The sequence below is a fragment of the Geobacter psychrophilus genome, assembly GCF_056821595.1.
In genome coordinates, this window is record NZ_JBXDTU010000004.1 from 1,861,924 (window position 1) to 1,885,555 (window position 23,632).

21 protein-coding genes, 1 other RNA gene and 1 pseudogene are annotated in these 23,632 nt (G+C 55.7%); 15 read left to right on the forward strand and 8 right to left on the reverse strand.

The window, feature by feature from the left end; genetic code table 11:
• Positions 1-18 precede the first annotated feature (18 nt).
• Entirely contained in the window at positions 19-747 is a 729-nt protein-coding gene (gene istB / locus ACOCF6_RS11045) for an IS21-like element helper ATPase IstB (RefSeq protein WP_482458387.1), read from the reverse strand.
• 16 nt (positions 748-763) lie between these two features.
• A pseudogene (gene istA, locus ACOCF6_RS11050) lies at positions 764-2,281 on the reverse strand (IS21 family transposase); the annotation flags it as partial.
• Positions 2,282-2,666: 385 nt separating this feature from the next.
• On the opposite strand from istA, the gene cdd reads away from it, so the two are divergent.
• Positions 2,667-3,098 carry a cytidine deaminase gene (gene cdd, locus ACOCF6_RS11055; protein WP_214173941.1) on the forward strand — a complete coding sequence of 144 codons (432 nt, stop codon included), beginning with the start codon at positions 2,667-2,669 and terminating at the stop codon, positions 3,096-3,098.
• A gap of 262 nt (positions 3,099-3,360) precedes the next feature.
• Here cdd and ACOCF6_RS11060 read toward each other — a convergent pair whose 3' ends face one another.
• From ACOCF6_RS11060 to ACOCF6_RS11080, 5 genes are all read right to left on the reverse strand, one after another.
• Positions 3,361-4,254: a plasmid partitioning protein RepB C-terminal domain-containing protein gene (locus ACOCF6_RS11060; protein WP_482460435.1), complete on the reverse strand. Its 894-nt coding sequence runs from the start codon at positions 4,252-4,254 to the stop codon at positions 3,361-3,363.
• A 5-nt stretch (positions 4,255-4,259) separates the two neighbouring features.
• On the reverse strand, positions 4,260-4,793 hold the full coding sequence (locus ACOCF6_RS11065) for a plasmid partitioning protein RepB C-terminal domain-containing protein (RefSeq protein WP_482463332.1): 534 nt from the start codon (positions 4,791-4,793) through the stop codon (positions 4,260-4,262).
• A 3-nt stretch (positions 4,794-4,796) separates the two neighbouring features.
• Entirely contained in the window at positions 4,797-5,126 is a 330-nt protein-coding gene (locus tag ACOCF6_RS11070; RefSeq protein WP_482460436.1) for a ParB N-terminal domain-containing protein, read from the reverse strand.
• The gene (locus ACOCF6_RS11075; protein ID WP_482460437.1) at positions 5,092-6,696 is read right to left on the reverse strand and encodes a recombinase family protein; all 1,605 of its coding nucleotides are present in this window, start codon (positions 6,694-6,696) and stop codon (positions 5,092-5,094) included. The genes ACOCF6_RS11070 and ACOCF6_RS11075 overlap by 35 nt, the downstream gene beginning before the upstream one ends.
• A 345-nt stretch (positions 6,697-7,041) precedes the next feature.
• On the reverse strand, positions 7,042-7,389 hold the full coding sequence (locus ACOCF6_RS11080; RefSeq protein WP_482460438.1) for a hypothetical protein: 348 nt from the start codon (positions 7,387-7,389) through the stop codon (positions 7,042-7,044).
• Positions 7,390-7,742: 353 nt separating this feature from the next.
• Here ACOCF6_RS11080 and ffs point away from each other — a divergent pair.
• The 14 genes from ffs to ACOCF6_RS11150 all read left to right on the forward strand — a co-directional run bounded on the left by ffs (position 7,743) and on the right by ACOCF6_RS11150 (position 22,356).
• An RNA gene (ffs, locus tag ACOCF6_RS11085) (signal recognition particle sRNA small type) lies at positions 7,743-7,841 on the forward strand.
• Between the two features lie 118 nt (positions 7,842-7,959).
• Positions 7,960-9,666, forward strand: a complete 1,707-nt coding sequence (gene dnaX, locus ACOCF6_RS11090; RefSeq protein WP_482460439.1) for a DNA polymerase III subunit gamma/tau — start codon at positions 7,960-7,962, stop codon at positions 9,664-9,666.
• Positions 9,667-9,786: 120 nt separating this feature from the next.
• The gene (locus ACOCF6_RS11095) at positions 9,787-10,101 is read left to right on the forward strand and encodes a YbaB/EbfC family nucleoid-associated protein (protein ID WP_482460440.1); all 315 of its coding nucleotides are present in this window, start codon (positions 9,787-9,789) and stop codon (positions 10,099-10,101) included.
• Positions 10,102-10,352: 251 nt separating this feature from the next.
• Entirely contained in the window at positions 10,353-10,946 is a 594-nt protein-coding gene (gene recR, locus ACOCF6_RS11100) for a recombination mediator RecR (protein WP_482460441.1), read from the forward strand.
• Positions 10,947-11,005: 59 nt separating this feature from the next.
• Positions 11,006-14,575 (forward strand): pyruvate:ferredoxin (flavodoxin) oxidoreductase, encoded by a 3,570-nt coding sequence (gene nifJ, locus ACOCF6_RS11105; RefSeq protein ID WP_482460442.1) that lies wholly within the window; start codon positions 11,006-11,008, stop codon positions 14,573-14,575.
• Between the two features lie 71 nt (positions 14,576-14,646).
• On the forward strand, positions 14,647-15,528 hold the full coding sequence (locus tag ACOCF6_RS11110; protein WP_482460443.1) for an SDR family oxidoreductase: 882 nt from the start codon (positions 14,647-14,649) through the stop codon (positions 15,526-15,528).
• A 20-nt stretch (positions 15,529-15,548) separates the two neighbouring features.
• Positions 15,549-16,193, forward strand: coding sequence for an endonuclease III domain-containing protein (locus tag ACOCF6_RS11115; protein WP_482460444.1), 645 nt, complete (start codon positions 15,549-15,551; stop codon positions 16,191-16,193).
• A 156-nt stretch (positions 16,194-16,349) separates the two neighbouring features.
• The gene (gene folK / locus ACOCF6_RS11120) at positions 16,350-16,862 is read left to right on the forward strand and encodes a 2-amino-4-hydroxy-6-hydroxymethyldihydropteridine diphosphokinase (RefSeq protein ID WP_482460445.1); all 513 of its coding nucleotides are present in this window, start codon (positions 16,350-16,352) and stop codon (positions 16,860-16,862) included.
• Between the two features lie 10 nt (positions 16,863-16,872).
• Complete coding sequence (locus ACOCF6_RS11125; RefSeq protein ID WP_482460446.1) at positions 16,873-17,136, forward strand: YHS domain-containing protein; 264 nt, start codon at positions 16,873-16,875, stop codon at positions 17,134-17,136.
• A gap of 32 nt (positions 17,137-17,168) precedes the next feature.
• Positions 17,169-17,813: a fructose-6-phosphate aldolase gene (gene fsa / locus ACOCF6_RS11130; RefSeq protein WP_482460447.1), complete on the forward strand. Its 645-nt coding sequence runs from the start codon at positions 17,169-17,171 to the stop codon at positions 17,811-17,813.
• A 138-nt stretch (positions 17,814-17,951) separates the two neighbouring features.
• Positions 17,952-19,466: a glycogen synthase gene (locus ACOCF6_RS11135; protein WP_482460448.1), complete on the forward strand. Its 1,515-nt coding sequence runs from the start codon at positions 17,952-17,954 to the stop codon at positions 19,464-19,466.
• Between the two features lie 11 nt (positions 19,467-19,477).
• The gene (locus tag ACOCF6_RS11140; protein ID WP_482460449.1) at positions 19,478-20,866 is read left to right on the forward strand and encodes a UbiD family decarboxylase; all 1,389 of its coding nucleotides are present in this window, start codon (positions 19,478-19,480) and stop codon (positions 20,864-20,866) included.
• Positions 20,867-20,869: 3 nt separating this feature from the next.
• Positions 20,870-21,751 (forward strand): UbiA-like polyprenyltransferase, encoded by an 882-nt coding sequence (locus ACOCF6_RS11145; RefSeq protein WP_482460450.1) that lies wholly within the window; start codon positions 20,870-20,872, stop codon positions 21,749-21,751.
• A 2-nt stretch (positions 21,752-21,753) separates the two neighbouring features.
• A complete protein-coding gene (locus ACOCF6_RS11150; RefSeq protein WP_482460451.1) occupies positions 21,754-22,356 on the forward strand; it encodes a UbiX family flavin prenyltransferase in 603 nt (200 codons plus the stop codon).
• Positions 22,357-22,414: 58 nt separating this feature from the next.
• Here the strand turns inward: ACOCF6_RS11150 and ACOCF6_RS11155 are convergent, their stop codons facing one another.
• Positions 22,415-23,608 (reverse strand): FprA family A-type flavoprotein, encoded by a 1,194-nt coding sequence (locus ACOCF6_RS11155; RefSeq protein ID WP_482460452.1) that lies wholly within the window; start codon positions 23,606-23,608, stop codon positions 22,415-22,417.
• Positions 23,609-23,632 lie beyond the last annotated feature (24 nt).

The window sequence follows — 23,632 nt, forward strand, 5'->3', positions numbered from 1 at the left end:
CAACTTTTTCCAGGCATATTATTGCTTTTTCCTTCTCATAGATTCACCCTTCAGTTCAAGCTTGTAGGCGTTGTGTACCAGCCTATCCAGAATGGCATCAGCCAAAGTAGGATCTTGCATACCATCATGCCAAGCCTTTACCGGTAACTGGCTGGTAATGACACACGCCTTCCGGTCATAGCGGTCCTCAACGATCTCCAGAAGCTCCCGTTGTTCTTCCCGAGTCATGGGAGAGATGAGGAAATCATCCAGGATCAGCACCTCGCACTTGACTATTGGCGCAATGAGTTTGCTGTATCGTCCGTCATGCCTGGATACCGCAATGTCCTGAAGAAGTCGCGGGATCCTCTGGTAGAGAACAGAGTGGCCATCACGGCAGGCCTTTTGTGCCAGTGCACAGGCCAGATAGCTCTTGCCAGCTCCGGTCGGGCCGGTGACAAGTATGTTGTGACGACTCTTCACCCACTGGTTTCCGGCAAGTGACATAACGGTTGAACGATCCATGCCTCGCCCCTGTCTGAAGTCCAAGTCCTCAATAGAGGCAGCAAGGCGGAGTTTTGCATTTTTGAGCCGGTTTTGCATTCGCCGGTTCTCCAAATCAGTCATCTGGTAATCCACGATCAGGCCGAAACGCTCCTCGAAGGTGAGCTGTGCCATGTCCGGGCAGTGCATCTGGTCTGCAAAGGCTTTAGCCATTGCGGCTAGCTTCATGGAGTACAACTTCTCGATAGTCGGTTGTGTCAGCATGCGGTTTCCTCTCATCATTGTAGTAGTCCGTGCCTCTGATATTCTCGTGGGCAACGGAAAGTAATTGTAGCTGTGCGGGTAATGGTTTTTTGTCCAGGTTGTTATCGAGTATCGACTTTATGCTTTTGTAGTTGACGCCTTTGATGTACAGCGCCCGCTCGCAGGCAGCTTCCAACCGCTCTTTGCTAAAGCGTTTTCCCAGAGAAATTATGCCCAGACAGGAATTGAAGCCATGCTCCGGAATCAGTTTTCTTGAGAGAATGGCTGACACAACCTGGGCTGTAGCCTTGCCGGTGCCGGCAGCCCAGGAGATCAAACGCTCCGGTGTCCATTCAGCGTACACCCGGTGAGACCTCGGCATATGCTCCGGGATGGTCGTATATCCTCCCTTTACTGATGACTTGGGATGGGATGTCACGCGGTTTCCCTTATGGAAGCATTCGACTGTTGTCTCGGTATAGCGGATCTCCAGTTGTTCCCGTACAAGGCGGTGAGGGGCGCTGTAAAAGTGATCGTCCAGCTCAAAGTGATAGTTTATGTTCAGTCGAACCTTCTTGAACTGGGAATATTGATAATGGCTGTCAGGTAACGGCAGCATTGCCGGCCGATCCAATTCTTGGAAACTACTCGTGCGGGTGCCCGGCAATTTCCTGAAGGGACGATTGTTTAGGAGAGCAAGGCGCTCTTTGATTGCGGCATTTGCCTCAGCCAGACTGAAGAAGGTTCGTTTGCGTAATCCGGCAAGGATGAAGCGCTGGACGATCTGAACCCCGACTTCGGCTTTTGATTTGTCTTTTGGTTTTCTGACACGGGCTGGAATGACAGCGACACCATAGTGGGCGGCCATGGCAGCGTAGGTTGGATTTATGTCAGGCTCGTAACGGCAGGTTTTGCTAACAGCAGAAAGCAAGTTGTCGGGAACAATGGTTTTTGGCAGACAGCCAAGGAAGGTAAATGTTCTGGCGTGTGACCCGGTCCAGTCAGGAAGTGACTGTGACCATGTTGCCTCGGCGTAGGTGTAGTTGCTGGCACCCATCACCGCCACAAATACCTGGGCATCCCGAATCTCTCCGGTTGATGCATCGACAATCGGTATAGTTTGCCCGCAGTAGTCAACGAACATCTTTTCGCCTGCCCGGTGTTCCTGGCGCATGGAAAGGTCGAGTTTCTTCTTCCATTTGCGGAACAGTTCGCAGAACTGGGAATACTGATAGCCAGAAGGGTTTTGCTCTTTGTACTCTTGCCATAGAAGCATGAGCGTGAGGTTTTTATGAGTAACAAATTCAGCGTTCAGGGCATGCCAGTCTGGCGGGATGCATTTACGGTGAGATGAACCGGGATTGATTGGGTAAAGAAGTGTCTCCAGTCCCTCATCATCCAGGGCAAATGGTAAGGGCCAGGAAAGATTGGCGGCTGAAGCTCTACAGAGGGTATCGGTGACGGTCGTCTTGCCGATACAGCAAGCGGTGGCAATTGATTGCCTACTCTGGTTACATGACCAGGCTAAACGGAGTATCTCTCGGATTTTTCGCATGGTAACTCTCTCTTGTGGCATCGTTTCCCCCTCAAATAGAATGAGGAAAGGATACCTGTTGAGTTACCTCGCGACTACATCACAAACAACCGGTCGGATTGCTCCGGAACAGCGGTCGGATTCCTAACGGAATACCGGTCGGCATCAAATCGGAACGGCGGTCGGCATCCCGCCGGAATCGCGGTCGGATTCATCCGGAATACGCACCTGAAAAATCTGATGACCCGCTAACATGGAATCGTATGCTTCATGGATACATTTTTCAAAAAGACGAATTTGGTGTGATTGAAACTATTACATTTAAGAAAATTGAGCCGAAACTCAGAAGCATTATTGACTATTACAAGACATTCAAAAAATTTGCCCATAAAGAAGGGGTTACAATATGAGCACAAAATCAATTAAGAACTGTATCGATGCATCTACTGAACAAGTTGAATGTTACCTTAAACTTCTTGCGGATGCCCACAAGGCAAAAGATAATGCTTATTGTCGCTATTCTAATTTCCAAGTGGGAGCTGCTGTCCTAGCAAAAGATGGAAACATCATTAAGGGATGTAACGTAGAAAATGCTTCCTATGGCCTGACTATGTGTGCGGAACGGACAGCTCTCTTCAAAGCTACGTCTGAAGGTTACAAGCCTGGAGATTTCGAAGCAATTGCGATTGCAGCCAGCGCGGATGACTTTTCTCCCTGTGGCGCCTGTCGTCAGGTTATCAACGAGTTTGGTGACGACATGGTTGTCATTTTCGAATTTGGTGGTGAAACGGTCATTAACACACTTGCCGGTATTTTGCCTTATAACTTCAAACTATGAGGAAATACCAAAGGCAATATCAGGTCGGATTACCATGATCAACGGAGTTAACCATGAGACCGAGAGATGATGAAGATGACGGACCGTTTCCGAAGCGTGTTTTTCCAACAAGCGTTTTCCCAAGGCGGATCTTCCCTTGGATGGGAGGCGACGATGATACGGAAGATAACATACCAGCGGCTTATGAATCAAGCCTGGGAAGGGAGGATCGGGGAAAGGAATAGAGACGCTTAGTTGGCGACAGAACGTCCGCATTAGCCCCTCACTCCATATTTTTCAGTCTGAAAAAGTCAAGTTCAGCGATATGCTTGAATTTGTCATAAGTTGGTCCATGTAATTCACGCAGATATTTTGCAACCGCGTCGTTGCCGAGCAGACTTTTCAGATATGCCTGCATGGATGTCATATCGATCATCGCTGTACCGTACTGCTCCTTCAATGAGCCTATTTCCCTGGACAGGGCAAGACTCTCTTCCTCAAGACGAGCCTGGCGAGCCAGTATTGCCGGCGTCTCCTTTTTCGGTTTGCCTTTATTGACAAGCTGATTTGCCGGTGTTGCATCCAGAAGCGCCTTGGCATAATTGCAGTTGAACTTGTTCTGGTCATTCATCAACATGGCAGCGTTAATCTGCCGGGGCGCTTTCATTTTTCTCAATACCCTGAACACCGGTTCCGGTACTACCTTGTCCTTTAGAAGTTCGACCGCCTCGGGGCAGATACCTTCAAGCAGATTCTTCTTATTTCTGATTGTTCCGATGTCAAGATTCAGGACACGGGCGAGCTTTTCCTCGGAGACTCCTGACTGTACAGCCTTCACGATCATGCGATGTTCCTGAATTGCAGAAAGCCGATTAATATATTTGTTGTAGGTATAGGTCTCGTCATCGGTGGAGATCAGACAGGCGACGCGCTCCACTCCCAATTCCTTCAAGGCCATTATCCGCAGATGGCCATCGAGCAGGAGATACCCTTTCCCTTTTTTCAAGGGTGCGACCACAGGGGCTTCGATAAGGCCCACTTCCCGAATGGAGGAAAGGACCTGAGCATACTTCCTGCACTTCCTGGCACAGATGGAAATGCTTTTGGTGGGGAGCAACTCCTCCACGACAAGTTCGACCAGTTTTTCCTGGAATCCCTGCTTTATTATGTTTGCCATGGCCGCTACCTTTTCAGAAGATCCGTTACATGCAGAGGTATTTCATTCATGCCGACGGCCTTCAGCTGATTGGTGAAATGAACATCATTCAATAACTGGCGCAAAGCCACGGCCATGTAGTCCAATACATCCTTGATATAGTTCGACTGAGCCAGCAGCCGTTTCTTCTCCCTGGCGCCATTTTCATAGGCTGCAATAAGATCTTCCGCGGAAACTTTGGCATTATTACGGTGTGGAGCTGAAAGCCCTTTGCCGTAATGTTTCCGCCGGGAGATGATTTTCTGCAAAACAACCAGCTTCTTCCCGGTCAAGGCCCCCGATTCATATGCTTCCGTCAAGGCCATCTGTACAGCGGTGTCGTCTTCCGCCGCGATGTTCAGCGCTTGGTATAACGGAATTCGCCCCTTTTCCACGGCGTTGACCAGGTATTCCTCCCCCTCTTCGAGCAGCCGGATGATGCCTCGAATATAGTCTTTTCCAAGGTTGGTCTTGGCAGCAATGGCATCGTCTGCGTACCCCTGGCCTTTCAGATACTTGATGCTCTACAGGAGTTCCAGGGCACTGCTGTTGCGCCGGGCGATATTCTCCACGAGGCTCATGAGATGTGCATCTTCTTCACTTACCTCGCGAACGATTGCGGGGATTTCAGTCACCCCGGCGGCAATGTAGGCTTCTATCCTCCCTTGCCCACACACAAGGTCATATTTCTTGCCGTTTTTCGAATCTTTTCTGGGAGCGACTGTTATGGGTCTTTTCAGGCCGACGCTCCGAATGTTCTGTCGGATTTCTTCGGCAATGATCTGATTGCGCACCCGTGGGTTCAGGATGTGAATATCTTCAATGGGAATAAGCGCTACGGCCCCATGCTCCATGTTCCACCGCCTTGTCGAGAGAAATGTTAACGCTCAGCTTCAGCAAATAATCCAGAGTGTCGGTACGAAAGCCGTCCAGAAATCCTGCGTTCTCCTCCGACAGCTTCAACTGACCATCAGAAAATTCCAGCGCGGGCAGGATGTAATAGTCCTGGATCGCTTCATTACGGATATCCATGCGTACCGCTACGGTTACGTCAGGACGGAAACCGCTGTCGAAACGGATTTTCCATCTCCGGATTCCGGCAGGAGTGGTGAAGCAGCGGCTGATGACAACTGAAATAAATAGATTGTGATTCAGTTCCAGCAGGCAGCTTTCCGGATCGATAGGAATCTTCCTGCCACATAGGTTTTCTATGGTGCGGACGACATCGGCAACGATCTCGGCATGGAGGGTGCGCAGCCTCTGGTTGATGGCAACATACTGATAGTCACGTTTCGGGGTATATCCGATCATCTGATAGACCCGCAGCAGTCCGCCAAAACGATTGCGGATCAGACTGCAGGGAGGTAAGAAATCTGCTTCGTCAATGATCAGCGCGGAAAGGCGTCCCTGCCTGGCGTATAAATCCCGTAACCCCTGCAGCAACTCTTCGTCAGTGGTCTTTTTGTTCCGCTCCCGGTAAATCCCCTGAACGGTGTAGAAACGCTCCATGTCCACTACGGGCTCGAAGGCGCGTTCCTTACGCACCCACTCGCTTTCCGGATTCGGTTTGGCTCTGCTCTTCATCTTGCCCGACGTGCGGTTGAACAAGTTGTTGCCGACATACTTCTCATTGGTCAGTACCTCACACACAGTCCCTCGTGACCATGGGCGACCAAAATGGGTTTGCACCCCTTGTGCGTTCAGCTGCGTTGCAATGTCAGTTTCGCTTATTCCGGCAATGAACTGGTCATAAATCCAGCTCACAATCCGAAGTTCGTCATCCGGTCCCGGCATCAGAATCACCCGTTCGGTGAGCAGGCTTTTCCGCTGCCCCATCGCGAGTTCCTGCTTGGGTCTACCGGCTTCATCCAATAGCATACGCCTCAGCCCAAAACCTGCCACACCTCCCTGCCGGTATCCTTTTGATACCAGATTGCATTGTCCCGCCCATACCTTCTGAGAGAGCTGGCGGCAGTAGTCGCTGGCGCTTTCGTCCCGCAGCAGAGTCATGATCCGGTCTGCAAGGTTGCTGGTCAGCGTCACCGGCTTTTCGCAGGATTGGCACACGACGTTTCTGCGTTCCAACCTCATCCGGTGATACTCAGCCTCTCGGCTGTCTACAAACCGTCCCCAGCGGCTTTCATCCAGGTACAGGACAATGTTGTATCCGTTCCGCCCCTGTTCCACATCATCTATCAAGGTCTGAAACTGTTCCCGCTTTTCCGTGTGGATCCCGCTGACACCCAGGTCAGCATAGGTCTTGACGATTTCAATGCCGTATTCAGCGGCATAGTTTCGTATTGCCCGCTCCTGATTTTCCGGTGACTCAACCTGCAACTCTGTGGACATGCGGATATACATCGCACCCTTCAGGCGCAGGCTCTTGATATCAGCCGCTGTATATGCCGTTCCCGCTTGGTGCATTTCCGGATATCTCCTTAATTACACATCAGAATATTCCGGTAATACTTTCAACCAACAAGGGGCGTATGTCTACAAAGAATCTGTGGCAGATTTGCCACAAAAAAGAACTCAACAATAGCGACCTAACGAGATATATTGTGAAGTTGCTGCAAGAGCATGAGATAAATATCAAGCAGGCTGCAAGCGACCTCGACATATCTGTCCACCGGGCTCATAACTGGTATTATAAGAATACAGGAATGACGGCTCTCGATCTGCTGAGGATTGTGGAGAAGTATGAGTTTGTGAGGCAGGCGGGTGAAAGTTAGTAGCCGGCTGAAATTCGCTGTACAGGGACAGGCTATACTACCAGTAGTACCAGCGCCAGTACCACCAGGGGACATAACATGGACGATAGTCCGTGCTGGAGAAGGCGTACGTGATCAGCGGCCAGAACGGCTTCCCCTTGATGTATCCATGATAGAGCCGCACTTGCACCCGATCCATCAGGATGTACGGGAGCGAGATGCAGGCGATGCCAATTGCCCAGTACCAGAATGTTCCCAAGAAACAGAGGCCAACCAGCAGGCCGGCAACCGCGCTGGTGAGCAGGGTAACGAATATGGCGACCACCACTGCCGGGAGCTTTGCCCGTTTTGGTTGTGTCTCTCTTAACCATTGTTGGGCGTCATAGTATTTGATGGTGTTTGACATATGAACCTCCCCGGATCTTGTCTGGTGTCAGCAGGTTAATCACACTCTGTCGGTCTGCGACATGGTAAATGACTGAATTGTGCTTGCCCAACAAGCCCTCCTTATGGTAAACAGAGTATTCAATTAAATGGCCACTGATTCTTTTGTGGTATTTTTTGTGGTAGCAACATTCAGGCGGCCTACCGGATCTTTTTGATATCAGTAGGTTGAGTCCGCAGTTCGATGGACTCTCTCGCCATTTTTAGTGCGTTAGAAATTCATTTCTGCGATTTTTGCAGAAGAGATTTCGTGAACGCACTTACCCCGTTTATCGGGGTTAAGTTTCAGTTCTTTTACTTGCAGGCGGAGATGATAGTCGGGCCTCGCGCAACGGCAGGCCGTGAACTCCGCCAGGTCCGGAAGGAAGCAACGGCAGCGGCCCCCGTCGTGTGCCGCGAGTAAACCCGGCTATCATCTGCGCCTGCAAGCATTACATTGACAGGCTCATCACCCCTTTCGTCCGATTTCCACGTTCTCCTCGGCCACATCCTCCCATGCGGGGGCACCAGATGACCTGCGAGGTTCAACCCTTTGTCCAACGGCACGTCGTATGAAGTTCTGGCCAGAAAATACCGCCCCCAATCATTTTCGGAGCTGACCGGGCAGGAGCATGTCAGCCGCACCCTGCAGAACGCCATCGATTCCGGCCGTGTCGCACACGCTTTCCTGTTCACCGGTGCCCGGGGCGTCGGCAAGACCAGTACGGCCCGCATCCTGGCCAAGACCCTCAACTGCGAACAGGGCGTTACCCACGAACCCTGCAACGTCTGCCCGCAGTGCATCGAAATCACCAAAGGCACCTCCACCGACGTCTTCGAGATCGACGGCGCCTCCAACAACGGCGTGGAGGATGTGCGCGAACTGCGTGACAGCATCAAGTACCTCCCCTCCCACAGCCGCTACAAGATCATCATCATCGACGAAGTCCACATGCTCTCCACCAACGCCTTCAACGCCCTGCTGAAGACTCTGGAAGAGCCGCCGGAACACGTCAAGTTCATCTTTGCCACCACCGAACCGCACAAACTCCCGATCACCATACTTTCCCGCTGCCAGCGCTTCGACTTCAAGCGGGTCCCGGTCGCCAAGATCATCACCCGCCTGCGAGAGATCGCCGGCAAGGAGCAGGTCATCATCAGCGATTCGGCCCTGGCCCTGATCGCCCGCAAGGGTGACGGCAGCATGCGCGACTCGCTGACCGCCTTCGACCAGGTGCTGGCCTTCTGCGACAGCTCCGTATCGGACGAGGACGTAGTCACCCTGATCGGCGCCGTGGACCCGCGCCTGCTGGCCGACATCTCGGCCGCGGTCTTCAGCGGAGACACCCAGGGAGTGCTGGCCGGCATCAAACGGGTTGACACTGTCGGCTACAACATGCGCCAGTTCTGCCAGGATCTGATCGAACATTTCCGCTACCTGCTGGTGATCCGTTCGGTCAAGAAACCGGAGGAGATCCTCGACCTGGCCGATGCCGAACTGGAAGAGCTGCGCCAGCAGGCAGCCGGCTTTTCGGCCGCGGACATCCAGCGGCGCCTGACGCTGCTGATTAAGGCCGACGGCGAGATGGCCTTCGCTTCGTTCCAGCGCCTGATCCTGGAGATGGCACTGCTCAAGGCGGCCACCCTTGTCCCAATCATCCCGATCAACGAGCTCATCGAAAAGATCAAGATGCTGGAGACCGGGGCGGTCCACACCCCAGCGCTGCCCTGGAATGCCGGCCGACCGCCGGTTTCTGGCGACATTACACCTAGCCGACCGGAACCTCAGCGGGTTGCAAGCCAACCAGACTCAGCTGCGCCGCAGGCTCCAAAGCCAACTGCGCAGAAACCGCACGCGCATGGTTCCCATTCGGATTGGGAACGCTTTGTAGCCTTCACTGTCGGGAAGCGGCCGGCCACCGGTTCGGTGCTGGAACACGGCAGTCCCCTGAAACTTGAGCCGGGACTGATGGAGATCGGCTTCCCATCCGGCAGCTACTACCTGACCTCGCTTCAGGACGCAGATTCAATCAAGGAAATCCAGGAACTGGCGGAAGAGTTCAGCGGCGCCGCAACAACCGTACGGATCAAGCCAATTATCCCGGAGACTGGTGATTCGCCACTGTCATTGGCAGAAAAAAAAAAGAGTGATCAGGAACAACGAATCGAGTCATTGAAGCAGGAGGTTGCGGCTCATCCGGTGATCAACGAAGCACTGCGTTTGTTCGGCGGCACGATCACCGATATTCGTGAAGATTAATACAGGAATGTCGTTGTACGTTGAAAAATACGGCATTTTTCAGAACATATTTTGTCAGCGCACGTAATCCTGTTTATCAGGGCAAATATTGATACTAATTTCCCACACGGAGGATGAAAAATGTCAAAAGGTTTAGCCAGCATCATGAAGCAGGCCCAGATGATCCAGCAGAAGATGGCCAAACTCCAGGAAGATGCCTCACTGAAGACGGCTGATGCAACATCCGGAGGCGGCGCGGTCGCGGTCACCGTCAATGGCAAAAACGAAATAACTTCACTCTCAATAAAAAAAGAAGCCGTGGATCCCAACGACGTCGAGATGCTTCAGGATCTTATCATTGCTGCCGTTAACGAGGCGCTGAAAAAGGTTCATGCCGAACTTTCCGACGAAATGTCAAAAATCACTGGCGGCATGAGCATTCCTGGTCTTTTTTAGCATTAACGGGCAGTTGCATACATTATTACGGAAATTACGTTCAACCTGTTTTTTAATTTGACTAAAAGTTTTAGTTCGGCTAATAGAGTTCGTGATACACCAGCGCGTCTCTCTGACACACTACAGGTACAAACTCTTGTTTTCATGCTCCTCCTTGGTTTTCGGATGCCATCTGGCCCGTCCACAACGGGGGAGCATCTTTTTTAACCTCGCTATAATACTAAAAAATTGTTTTATTTGCCCCGGGAATTATGCTAACTAAAGCTTCCTCGCTCTCGCGTCTGGTGGGAGAATTAAAGAAACTGCCCGGAGTGGGTGAGCGCACCGCCCTCAGACTTGCGTTTCATTTGCTCAAGTCACCCCAGAACCTGACTGCACTGGCAGAGGCCTTGACAACGGTAAAAGAGCGGATACGCACCTGCTCAACCTGCTTCACCATTACCGAAGACGACCCCTGTTCGATCTGCAGCGGCAGCCGCGATGCCAGTATTGTCTGCGTCGTGGAGAACTCCCAGGACCTGATGGCATTGGAACGAAGCAACGCCTACCATGGCGTGTACCATGTGCTGGAAGGTGCCATATCGCCCCTGGCGGGTATCGGTCCCGCAGCTCTGCATATCGAAGAACTGCTGGCACGGGTTGACCGGGGGGGGATCAGCGAAGTGGTGATCGCCACCAATTTCACGGTAGAGGGCGAAGCCACGGCCCTGTACCTGACGAAAGTGCTCAAACCAACGGGCGTCAAGGTGTCCCGACTGGCACATGGCATCCCGCTGGGCAGTGATATAGAGTTTGTAGATGCGGCCACGGTTCAGTGGGCGCTGCAGGGCAGGAACGAATTGTAGAACATTATCAGCCACTATTCGGACAACGAATTCAGGATAAACCCACACAGGAGGAACGCATGAGCAGAAAAATGGTAACGATCGACGGCAACACCGCCGCCGCCCACGTGGCCCACGCCACCAACGAAGTCATCGCCATCTACCCGATTACGCCGTCATCGGTCATGGGAGAGATCTCCGACGCCAAGAGCGCCGCCGGCGAGAAAAACATCTGGGGCACCATCCCGCTGGTAGCAGAACTGCAATCAGAAGGCGGCGCTGCCGGAACCGTGCACGGCGCCCTGCAGGCCGGCGCATTGACCACCACCTTCACCGCCAGCCAGGGTCTGCTGCTGATGATCCCCAACATGTACAAGATCGCGGGAGAGCTGACCTCCACCGTCTTCCACGTCTCGGCCCGTGCCATCTCGGCCGCCGCCCTGAACATCTTCGGCGACCACTCGGACGTCATGTCCTGCCGTTCCACCGGCTGGGCTATGTTCTGCTCCAACAACGTCCAGGAGGTCATGGACTTCGCCCTGATCGCCCAGTCCGCCACCCTGCGTTCACGGATTCCCTTCCTGCACTTCTTTGACGGCTTCCGCACCTCCCACGAAGTCCAGAAGGTTGAAGAACTGACCTTTGACGATATGCGCCACATGATGAGCGACGAACTGGTCAATGCCCATCGCCTGCGCGGCCTGTCCCCCGACCGTCCTGTCATGCGCGGCACCGCCCAGAACCCGGACGTCTACTTCCAGGGGCGTGAAACCGTCAACCAGTATTACGAACCCTGCATCAAGATCGTCCAGGAAGAGATGGACAAATTCGGCAAACTGACCGGCCGCAAGTATAAACTGGTCGACTACGCCGGCGCCAAAGACGCCGAGCGCGTTGTCGTCGTCATGGGCTCCGCCGCCGATACCGTCGAAGAGACCGTCAAAACCCTGATCAAAAAGGGTGAGAAGGTCGGCGTCGTCAAGGTCCACCTGTATCGTCCCTTCCCGCTGGACGCCTTCATCAAGGCCCTGCCCAAGACCGTCAAGAGCATCGCTGTCCTGGACCGCACCAAAGAGCCCGGCTCCCTGGGCGAGCCTCTGTACCTGGATGTCCGTACCGCCATCGGCGAAGCCATGGCAGCCGGCAAATTCAGCTTCAAGGGCTATCCGGTCATCGTGGGCGGCCGCTACGGCCTGGGCTCCAAGGAATTCACCCCGGCCATGGCCAAATCGGTCCTGGACAACCTGAAGAAAGCCAAGCCGAAAAACCACTTCGTTGTCGGCATCAAGGAAGACGTCACCAACTGCAGCCTGGAGTACACCCCCTCCTTCCGCAACGTCATGGACGGCACCTACGAAGCCATGTTCTTCGGTCTGGGATCCGACGGCACCGTCGGCGCCAACAAGAACACCATCAAGATCATCGGCGAGACCACCAAGAACTTTGCCCAGGCCTACTTCGTCTACGACTCCAAGAAGGCCGGCACCATCACCATCTCGCACCTGCGCTTCGGGAAAAAGGCCATCAACGCCCCCTACCTGATCGACCACGCCGACTTCATCGCCTGTCACAACTTCTCCTTCCTGGAGAAATACGACATGGTCAGCCAGGCCAAGCCGGGCGCGACCTTCCTGCTCTGTTCCCCCTTCGAGCATAATGAGGTCTGGGACAAGATGCCCAAAGAGGTCCAGCAGCAGATCATCGACAAGAAACTCAAATTCTACGTCATCAACGCCATAAAGCTGGGTGAAGAACTGGGACTGGGCGCCCGCATCAACGTCATCATGCAGACCGCCTTCTTCAAGATCTCCAACATCATCCCGCTGGCCACAGCCCTGAAAGAAATCAAAGGCGCCATCAAGAAGAGCTACGGTAAATCAGGCGACAAGGTCGTCGCCATGAACAACGCCGCCGTCGACGAAGCACTCAAGAATATCCATGAAGTCAAGGTCCCGGCCAAGGCCACCAGCAAGCTCAAAATGCCGCCGGCTGTCGCCAAGACCGCCCCCAAATTCGTCCAGGAGGTCACCGGCCGCATCATTGCCGGCTTCGGCGACGATCTGCCCGTATCCCTGATCCCGGCCGACGGCACCTTCCCGACCGGCACCTCCCAGTACGAGAAGCGCAACATCGCCGTCGACATCCCGGTCTGGGATGAAAGCATCTGCATCCAGTGCGGCATCTGCTCCTTCGTCTGCCCGCACGCCACCATCCGCATGAAGGCCTATGACGGCAAACTGCTGAAAGGTGCCCCCAAGACCTTCAAAGCGACCGACTGCAAACTGCCCGAGTTCAAGGGGATGAAATACACCCTGCAGGTCGCTCCGGAAGACTGCACCGGCTGCGGCGCCTGCGTGCATAACTGTCCGGCCAAGAGCAAGGAAGACGCCAATCACAAGGCCATCAACATGCAGTTCCAGGTGCCCCTGCGGGCCACTGAAGCCGCCAACTGGGACTTCTTCCTGTCCCTGCCCGACATGGACGCCACCAAGCTCAAACTGGACACCCTGCGCGGCAGCCAGCTGGTTCGCCCGACCTTCGAATTCTCCGGCGCCTGTGCCGGCTGCGGCGAGACCCCCTACCTGAAACTGCTGTCCCAGCTGTTCGGCGACCGGGCCATGATCGCCAACGCCACCGGCTGCACCTCCATTTACGGCGGCAACCTGCCGACCACACCGTGGGCCAAGCGGGCCGACGGCCGCGGACCGGCCTGGTCCAACTCACTGTTCGAGGACAATGCTGAATTCGGTTTCGGCATGCGTCTGGCGGTGGACAAATTCACCGAATCAGCCCGCGAACTGGCCGCAGAACTGGCTGCCGGCAAATCAGGCAAAACCTTCCAGCCGCTGGTCAAAGAACTCCTGTCCGCTGACCAGTCCGACCAGACCGGTATCGAGAAACAGCGCGAGCGGGTTGTAGACCTCAAAAAGGCCCTTAAGGGCAGCAAGGATAAAATTGCCCAGCAGCTCCTCCCCTTGGCAGACTATCTGGTCAAGAGGTCGGTCTGGTGCGTGGGTGGTGACGGCTGGGCCTATGACATCGGTTACGGCGGTCTCGACCACGTCATCGCCTCCGGCAAGAACGTCAACTTGCTGGTCCTGGATACGGAAGTCTACTCCAACACCGGCGGCCAGGCCTCCAAGGCCACCCCGACCGGCGCCGTGGCACAGTTCGCCGCCGGCGGCAAAGCCATGGCCAAGAAGGACCTGGGCATGATGGCCATGGCCTACGGCAATGTCTATGTCGCTAATGTCTCCCTGGCCAACCCTGGCCAGGTCGTCAAGGCCTTCATGGAAGCCGAAGCCTATGACGGACCATCCATCATCGTGGCTTACTCGCACTGCATCGCCCACGGCATCGACATGACCAAGGGTGTAGATGAGAACAAGCGGGCCGTATCCTGCGGTTACTGGCCGCTGTACCGCTACAATCCTGCCCTGGTAGCCGAAGGCAAAAACCCGCTGCAGTTGGACAGCAAATCGCCGACCACTTCATTCGAGGAGTACGCCTACGGCGAGAACCGCTACAAAGTGTTGCAGAAGACCAACCCGGAAGGGGCGGCCATCCTGATGAAAAAGGCCACCGCCTGGACCGCCAGCCGTTTCGAGTACTACGAAAAACTGGCAGCGCTGACCTATGAAAAGAAATAAGTTCGTAAGCGTTTAACTACAAGGCCCTGCGGCTATCCGCAGGGCCTTTTTTCATGCGGCGGGAGATATTCATGAAGAAAATTATCATTGCCGGCTGCGGCTATATCGGCTCGCGCGTCGCACGGATCGGTAAAGACTCGGGCGCTGCAGTCACCTGCCTGGTGCGCGCAGCGGAACATCAGGCAGCCCTCCAATCCGGGGGCTTCACCGCTCTGTCCTGCAGTTTTGATGAGCCACTCCGCATTCCGGCACTGGACGCTGAAGGCAGCAGCCTGTACTATTTTGTGCCGCCGCCGGGAGGAGGCATTACTGATTCCCGCGCCCGTCATTTCTGCTCAGCACTTTCCGGAGGCGCTCCACCGGCCAGGATCATCTACATGAGCGCCACCTCCGTATATAGCGAAGCTACCGGCGGCACCGTAACGGAGTTATCTGAAACCGCCCCGTCATCGGCCATGGGCAAGCGCCGCCTGGACGCGGAGGCCGCCTTCAGAGCATACGGCGCAACCAACAATGTTCCGATCATCATCCTGAGGGTCAGCGGCATCTATGGACCGGGCCGTTTGCCGCTGATGCAGATCAGCCAGGGCCAGCCGCTCCTGCGGGAAGAGGAATCCGGCCCGAGCAACCGCATCCAGGCCGATGATCTGGCACGTATCTGTTGGGCTGCGGCGGAACAGGGCAGGGATGGCGATATCTTCAATGTCAGTGACGGACACCCCTCCAGCATGACGACCTATTTCAACGCCTGCGCCGACGCCCTGGGCTATCCCCGCCAGCCCCAGGTGAGCAGGGAAGAGGCCCGGCAGGTCATGTCACCTCTCATGTTTTCCTACGTCAGCGATTCGCGGGTGATTGACAACAACCGTATGCTGGAGCGGCTTGGTGTCCAGCTGCAATACCCTACAATTGCCGAAGGCCTGCCCGTTTCAGTTGACAAAAAACTCCCGTGACGCCTTCAACGGAATGCCTCATGACTATCTACGATCGCATGTTCGAACGTTTCGGAGCGCTGCACTGGTGGCCGGCCGAGACACCCTTCGAGGTCTGCGTCGGAGCCATCCTCACCCAGAACACCGCCTGGACCAATGTGGAAAAGGCGATTTGCGCCCTCAAGCAGGCAGGGATCATGACCCCGATTGCGGTGCGGGATGTCGAACCGCAACTACTGGCCCAGTTGATACGTCCGGCCGGTTTTTTCAATATCAAGAGCCAGCGGTTGAAAGAATTTGTTACATGGCTGTTTCAGCAGCATGCGGGATCTCTGGAGCGTATGTTTTGTGGAGAATGGCACATGCTGCGGAAGGAGTTGCTCCAGGTCCACGGAATCGGACCGGAGACAGCCGACTCGATTCTGCTGTATGCCGGCAACAAACCGACCTTTGTGGTAGACGCCTATACCCGGCGCCTGTTTCACCGTCTGGGATTGCTGCCGGAAAAGGCCGGCTATGACCATACCCGGGACATGTTTATGGCTAACCTGCCGGCGGATGTGCAGCTCTTCAACAACTACCACGCCTTGATTGTGGAACAGTGCAAGCAGTTCTGCCGCAAAAAGCCTCGCTGCAGCGACTGCCCGCTGTTCGACTGTTGTTCATTTACCACAAGCGGATGTTGATTGCAGTTCACTCAACAATAATTTGCTTGCAACCCGCGTGACATTTTGGTATAAATAAGACATGAGAGGTCTTGTTAGACCTCATTTGCCCTGGCAGCTTCCCTCCTAGCTACCAGGGTGTTTTTTTGTTAAGCCTACTGCGCGGTTGACGCCATCATGTCATTATGCTTTAATCTTCCGATGCATACGGATGCGTACATAGCCCTCGGCTCCAATATGGGAGACCGTGAACTGAATCTGTTGCGTGCCGTGGCTGAGATCGGCCGGCTTCATGAGTGCAAGGTTACGGGATTGTCACCATTTTATGAGACCTCACCGGTAGGCGTCACCGATCAGCCCTCGTTCTACAATGCTGTCCTGCGGCTCCACACGGTCTATACCCCCCACGAGTTGCTGGAGCGGCTGCTCCACATCGAAACGGATGTCTTTGGTCGCACCCGCACAACCCACTGGGGTCCGCGCAGGATCGACCTGGACCTGCTGCTCCATGGCGACGCATGCATTGCTGATGAGGGCTTGACCGTGCCGCACCCGCACATGGCGGAACGGCGCTTTGTACTGCAGCCGTTGTGCGATATTGCACCTGAACTGGTACACCCGCTGCTGGGGACCACCATTGCAGAGCTGCTGTCCACGCTACAATCCAATGAAATCGTGACGCGAATATGACGGAGACTCCATGATTCGGCTGCTTGTCTGGCTGCTGCTCATCTATATCGGCTACCGGGTCATCAAGGCCATGGTCACGGCTAAAAAAACGGAAGCCGTCAGTCATGGCCGCAGCGCTGATGCCGCCGTGACGCACCGCGACCCGGTCTGCGGCATGTATGTATCGGAAGATGATGCCGTGGTGGGCAAACTTGACGGTCAGCGTCATTACTTCTGCTCCATGTCCTGCCTCGAAAAATACCGTGACCAGCTTGATCACTCTCAACAGCCATAATCAACGCATTATATCAAGTACCCGGAGGAAACATGAAATTTTTCATCGACACAGCAGATGTAAAGGAAATCCGTGAGGCTCACGATCTCGGCCTGGTAGACGGTGTCACGACCAATCCCTCGCTGATCGCCAAATCGGGGCGCAAATTCAAGGACGTCATCAAGGAAATCGTTTCCATCGTCGACGGTCCGATCTCGGCCGAAGTCATCTCCCTGGATGCAGCAGGCATGATCAAGGAAGGCAAGGAGCTGGCCAAGATCCACAAGAACATCGTCGTCAAACTGCCGATGACACCGGAAGGCCTCAAGGCCTGCAAAGCCCTCACCGACAAAGGGATCAAGACCAATGTCACCCTGATCTTTACCTCCATGCAGGCCCTGCTGGCTGCCAAGGCCGGCGCCACCTATGTCTCGCCCTTTGTCGGCCGCCTGGACGACATCTCCCAGGACGGCATGGGGATCATCGAAGAGATCCGCGCCATCTTCGACAACTACGGCTATACCAGCGAGATCATTGTTGCCAGTATCCGCAACCCGATCCACGTGCTCAATTCGGCCCTGATCGGCGCCGATATTGCCACCATCCCCTATTCGGTCATGATCCAGCTGGCCAAACACCCGCTGACCGATGCCGGCATCAAGAAATTCCTGGCTGACTGGGAAAATGTTCCCGCCTAATTCCAATTCCAGATCAAGGATGATATCAAGGCGGCAAGGATTGAGGCAGCGAGGCGTACATAACAGTACGTTGAGCTGCCGAAGACGAGCCAACGAAGATAGGGCCTTGATATGGAATTGGTAACCTTCGGAGTATGAATGAATCCCACTGAACACCTGTCGCTCCTGTTTGTCGCTTCCGAGGCCGCACCCTTTGCCAAGGAAGGCGGACTGGGCGACGTAGTCGGGGCACTGCCCAAATACTTGGCCCGCCTGGGCCATGATGTGCGGGTGGTCATCCCACGTTACTACAGCGTAAATCTTGAAAAATACAGCCTGCGCCTGCTGCCAGGTACGCTGGTGGTACCGATGGGTATCATCGGCTACATGTATTGCGGCGTGTACGAAGGACACCTGCCGGGCAGTGAGGTCCCGATCTACTTCCTGGAACACGAACAGTTCTACGGTCGTGCCGGTCTGTACCAGCAGGACGGCCAGGGCTACCTGGACAACGACAACCGCTTTGTATTTCTCTCCAAAGCGGCCCTGGAACTCTGCAAGATGCTGGCGTTCCGTCCCGACGTGATTCACTCCCACGACTGGCACACCGCCGTCATTCCCGCCCTGCTCAACACCACCTACCTGCATGATCGCTTCGTGGGAGATTCCGCCTCTTTGCTGACCCTGCACAACATGCAGCATCAGGGCAATTTTTATCCCGGCCTGATGGAGGTGCTCGGTATCGGCTGGAAGCACTTCAACTATCTCGACCTGGAAAAGGACGACCAGGTCAACCTGCTCAAGGGGGGCATCAACCACGCCAACCTGCTCAATACGGTCAGCGAGTGCTACGCCGCCGAAATCCAGACCGCGGAATACGGCTGGGGGCTGGAGGACGTGGTCCGTGAGCGGTCCGCCGACCTGTACGGCATCCTCAACGGCGTGGATTATGAGGAGTGGGATCCGGCCCATGACCCGTACATTGCCGCCAAATACTCCCCGCGCAACATGAAGGGCAAGGCGATCTGTAAGCAGGACCTGCAGGCTACCCTCGGTCTGCCGCAGCGGCCGGATGTTCCGCTGTTCGGGGTCGTATCCCGCATGGTGCAGCAAAAGGGCACCGACATTATCGCCGAGGCGATCCACCGCATCCTGGAAATGGACGTGCAGTTCGTCATGGTCGGCAACGGTGAACCCTGGGCCCACTTCTACTTCGGCGACATCGCCGCAGCCCATCCGGACAAATTCGCCTGCTACATCGGCTACAACGAGGCGTTGGCCCACAAGGTCGAGGCCGGGGCGGATTTCTTTGTCATGCCATCGTCCTTTGAACCGTGCGGCCTGAACCAGATGTACAGCCTGGCCTACGGCACCCCCCCCATCGTACGGGCCACCGGGGGGTTGGACGACAGTGTCGAGAATTTTGACGAGGTCGCGCTGACCGGCGACGGCCTCAAGTTCTGGCAGCACAGCGCAACAGCCCTGTTCGATACGATCGGCTGGGCGGCCTACACCTTCTTCAACAATCCCAAAGGCCTCAAGGCCCTGCGCAAAAACGGGATGAAAAAGCGCTTTACCTGGGAAGAAGCAGCCCTCAAATACGAAGGGCTCTATCGCCTGGCCATCCAGCGCCGGCGCGGCGCGGAGTACTATCGCAACCGCTTCGGGGAATAAACCGTCGCCCCATGTCCATACACGACCTGCAGCAGTTCATTTCCCTCCTCGAATCCCGCGATGAACTCACCCGCGTTACCGTCGAGACCGATCCCTGCCTGGAAATCGCCGCCATCACCAACCGGGTCTGCAAACAGCCCGGAGGTGGGCGGGCGCTGCTGTTCGAGAACCCGAAAGGTGCCCGTATTCCCGTGGCAACCAATCTGTTCGGCTCTCCCTCCCGGACCTGCCTGGCCCTGGGGGTTGACAATCTTAACGACCTGACAACCAGGATGGATGCCCTGCTGGGCCGGATCGCCGCACCGGAGCTGTCTCAGCTGGACCGGCAGATCGGGGCGCTGGTGGAGTTTTCACGATTTGCACCACTGCTGCTGCCTCCCAGCTGGAGCGAAGTCATGACCCGGCCCAACCTGACAGCCTTCCCCTTCCTGCAGAGCTGGCCGGGTGACGGTGCCGCCGGCGGGCACCCCCGCTACATCACCCTGCCGCAGGTCTACACCGCCGGGCCGGATGGCAGCGCCCCCAACTGTGGCATGTACCGGGCGCAACTGCTGGGGCCGGGGGAACTGGCGATTCGCTGGAAGGCCGGCAGTGGCGCCGCCGGTCACCTGGCGGAGTTTCAGCGTCTCGGCAAGCCGATGCCGGTGGCCATTGCCTTGGGCGGAGACCCGGCCTGCCTTTTCAGCGCCATGCTGCCCCTGCCGGGAGCGCTGGACGAGACCACCTTTGCCGGCTTCCTGCGCGGCGCACCGCTCGGAATGGCGGCCTGCCGGACCCAGCCGCTGCAGGTACCCAGCCGGGCCGATGTAGTGATCGAGGGGGTTGTTCACCCATCCGAAAGCGTAATGGAAGGCCCCTTCGGTAACCATACCGGCTACTATTCACCGGCCGGACCGGCTGCCCTGCTGCGGGTGTCCTCCATCAGCCTGCGTCCGGACGCCATCATCCCGGCCACGATTGTCGGGCCGCCCCCCATGGAGGACTGCTGGATGGCCAAGGCCTGGGAGCGGCTGCTGCTGTCATTTCTGCACAGGCTGGTGCCGTCAATCTACAATATCCACTTTCCTCTGGAATGGATCTTCCACCAGAGCGCCATCATTTCCCTTGAAAACCCGAAGCCCGGCGTGGTAAGGGAGATTGCCGCCCTTCTCTGGGGCACCCCCTGGTTTAGCGCTGCCCGTCTGCTGATTTTTGTCGATGCCGGTGCAGACCCGTCCGATCCGGCCGTGGTGGCCTGGCGCGCCATAAACTCCCCCGGGTTTACCCGGGCAATCTTCCACGACAGCGACCAGCAACGGACTGCGCTGGATGCCACGAACGACAGGTCACACCCGCCGCTCTCCAGCGACCCGCCAATGGAGCAGCAGGTGCAGCGTCGCTGGCAGGAATACGGGATATAATTCATGACTGAAACGACACCTGGCACCACTATATTTCAGAAGATCACGGTCTTTCTGGAGATGATCAAGTTTTCCCACACGATCTTTGCCCTGCCCTTCGCCCTCACCGGCGCACTGCTGGCGGCAGGCGGCCTACCTGGTGCAGCCCAGCTGTTCTGGATCATCATGGCCATGGCCGGAGCACGCACCGCTGCCATGGGACTCAACCGCCTGATCGATGCCGAGATCGACGCCCGCAATCCCCGCACCGCCGGACGGGCCATACCGGCCGGACTGATCGGGAAAGGCGTAACGCTGCTGTTCATCATGGTATCACTGGCCCTGTTGCTGGTGGCAGCGGCACAACTCAATCCGCTCTGCCTCAAACTGGCTCCTTTGGCAGTCTTTTTCCTGGTACTGTATTCGTACTGCAAGCGCTTCACCGCTCTGGCCCATGTTGTGCTGGGGATTTGCCTGGCTGCGGCCCCCATCGGGGCCTGGCTCGCCATCCGCGGCGCCATCGACCCGCCGGCGCTGATTTTGGGCGGTATTGTGCTCTTCTGGGTGGCCGGTTTCGATATCCTGTATGCCCTGCAGGACCTGGAATTCGACCGCACGGCCGGACTGCACTCCATCCCGGTTGTTCTTGGTGTGAACGGCTCGCTCTGGGCGGCGCGCCTGTTTCATCTGATCATGCTGCTGCTGCTGATATGGCTGTCCGCCAGCATGCACCTGGGGGGCATCTTCATTGCCGGCATCTGCGTGGTGACAGCCATGCTGCTCTATGAGCACTGGCTGCTGCGTTCGGGTGACCTGACGAAACTGGATGCGGCCTTTTTCAACATGAACGGCTACATCAGCGTCGCCATCCTGATGGTTACGGCGCTGGAAGTACTGGTGAGGTAAGTATGGCGGAAAAAAGGATTTTCGTGGCCCTGAGCGGGGCCTCCGGCACGGTCTACGGCCTGCGTCTGGTTGAGCAGCTCTGTCTGAACAGGATTGAAGTAACCTTCACGGCCAGCTGCAGCGGCACCCTGGTCTGCCGGGAAGAAACCGGTCTGGACCTTTCCGGCGACCTGACAAAGGCTACGCAGCGTCTCTACAATCATCTGGAAATTGATTCAGGGCTGGAGATGGTCCATCCCGACGACCTGTTCTGCCCGGCTGCCAGCGGATCGGCCGCGCCGGATGCCATGGTGGTTGTGCCGTGCAGCATGGGCACCCTGGCACGCATAGCCTGCGGCATCTCCGGCAACCTGATCGAGCGCTGTGCCGATGTCATGCTCAAGGAGCGCCGCCCCCTGCTGCTGGTTCCGCGGGAAACGCCGCTGTCCGAGATCCACCTGGAAAACATGCTCAAGCTCTCCCGCACCGGAGCTCAGATCATACCTGCCATGCCGGCCTTTTATCACAAACCGGATTCCGTGATCGAGATGGTTGATTTTGTGGTGGGCAAGATCCTGGATCAACTGGGAATTGAACATGAACTCTTCAAACGCTGGGGAGAATAAAGCAAAGGGCGACTGATTATCAGCCGCCCTCCGTTTACCTGCAGGAATTTCCATCTATTCAGTTCTTGTTTGCCACCTCTTCAGCAACAGCCCTGCCCAACCCTTCGCACTGTGCCAGCACCTCGTCGGTGGGTGAAAAGGTCGTGCGGACAGACTCTGCCACCAGCTTGAAACCAAGGCTTTTCAGACGCTCCTCTGCCATCTTGCAGGCTTCGCCGCTCCAGCCGTAACTGCCGAATATTCCCGCCAGGTTTGTCTTGAGTTTCACGGTGCTGAGGTAGGCCAACACCTCCCACATCGGTTTAGCGATGTCACGGTTGAAGGTAGGGATGCCGAAAATCATGGCACTGGCCTCTTCCATCAGGTTGCGCAGCTCGCCGGCGCTCAGACTATTGATATGGTAACTGATGACTTCGATGCCGTCGCGGGTGGCACCAGCAGCAACGGCGTGGGCCATCTTCTCGGTGCTGCCGTGAGGTGACAGAAACAGAATAACGATCTTTTTGTTCTGGGAAGTCGGTTTGCTCCAGTTTTCAAACTGCTGGATAACCTTCCAGGGGTCCTGGCGGATGATCGGACCGTGGCTTGGGCAGATCATGTCGATCACGTCGTGGCGGATCTTTTCTACCGCAGACAGCACCTTATCCTTGAAAGGGCGGAAGATGCAGTCAAAATAGAATTGGCGGGCCGAGGTGAAGTCTTCACATTCATCGTTGAAGATATGCCCGACCTTCCAGTAATGGGCTGCAAACGCATCGCAGGAAAACAGAATATTTTCCTCCTCCAAACGGGTAAAGATTGTGTCGGGCCAGTGCAGGAAGGGAGCGGAAATGAAACGCAGCGTGCGCCCTCCCAGGTCAAGCGTATCGCCATCTTTGACCGTCTGGCAGGTAAACGGCCGGTGCAGGATATTGCCGAGGAAGTTTTTTGCCGCGACACTGCAGTAAATGACGGCCTGGGGGGCCTGCTCCAGAAGATAGGCCAGTGAACCGGTGTGATCATGCTCGGTATGATTGACGATGATGTAGTCAATCGTAGCCGGATCAACCAGCGATTTGACCTTGTCCATATATTCGTCCACATTTTTGTGCTCAACGGTATCGATAAGGGCAATTTTATTGTTCCCCTTGAGCAGGTAGGCATTGTACGACGTACCATGTTCCGTAGGAAAAAGATCGTCAAAAACCCGCAAATCCGGGTCTTCAGACCCGATCCAGTATAATCCCTGCTTGATTTCTATTGCTCCCATCATTGTAAGTGATCTCCTTTTCGTCGT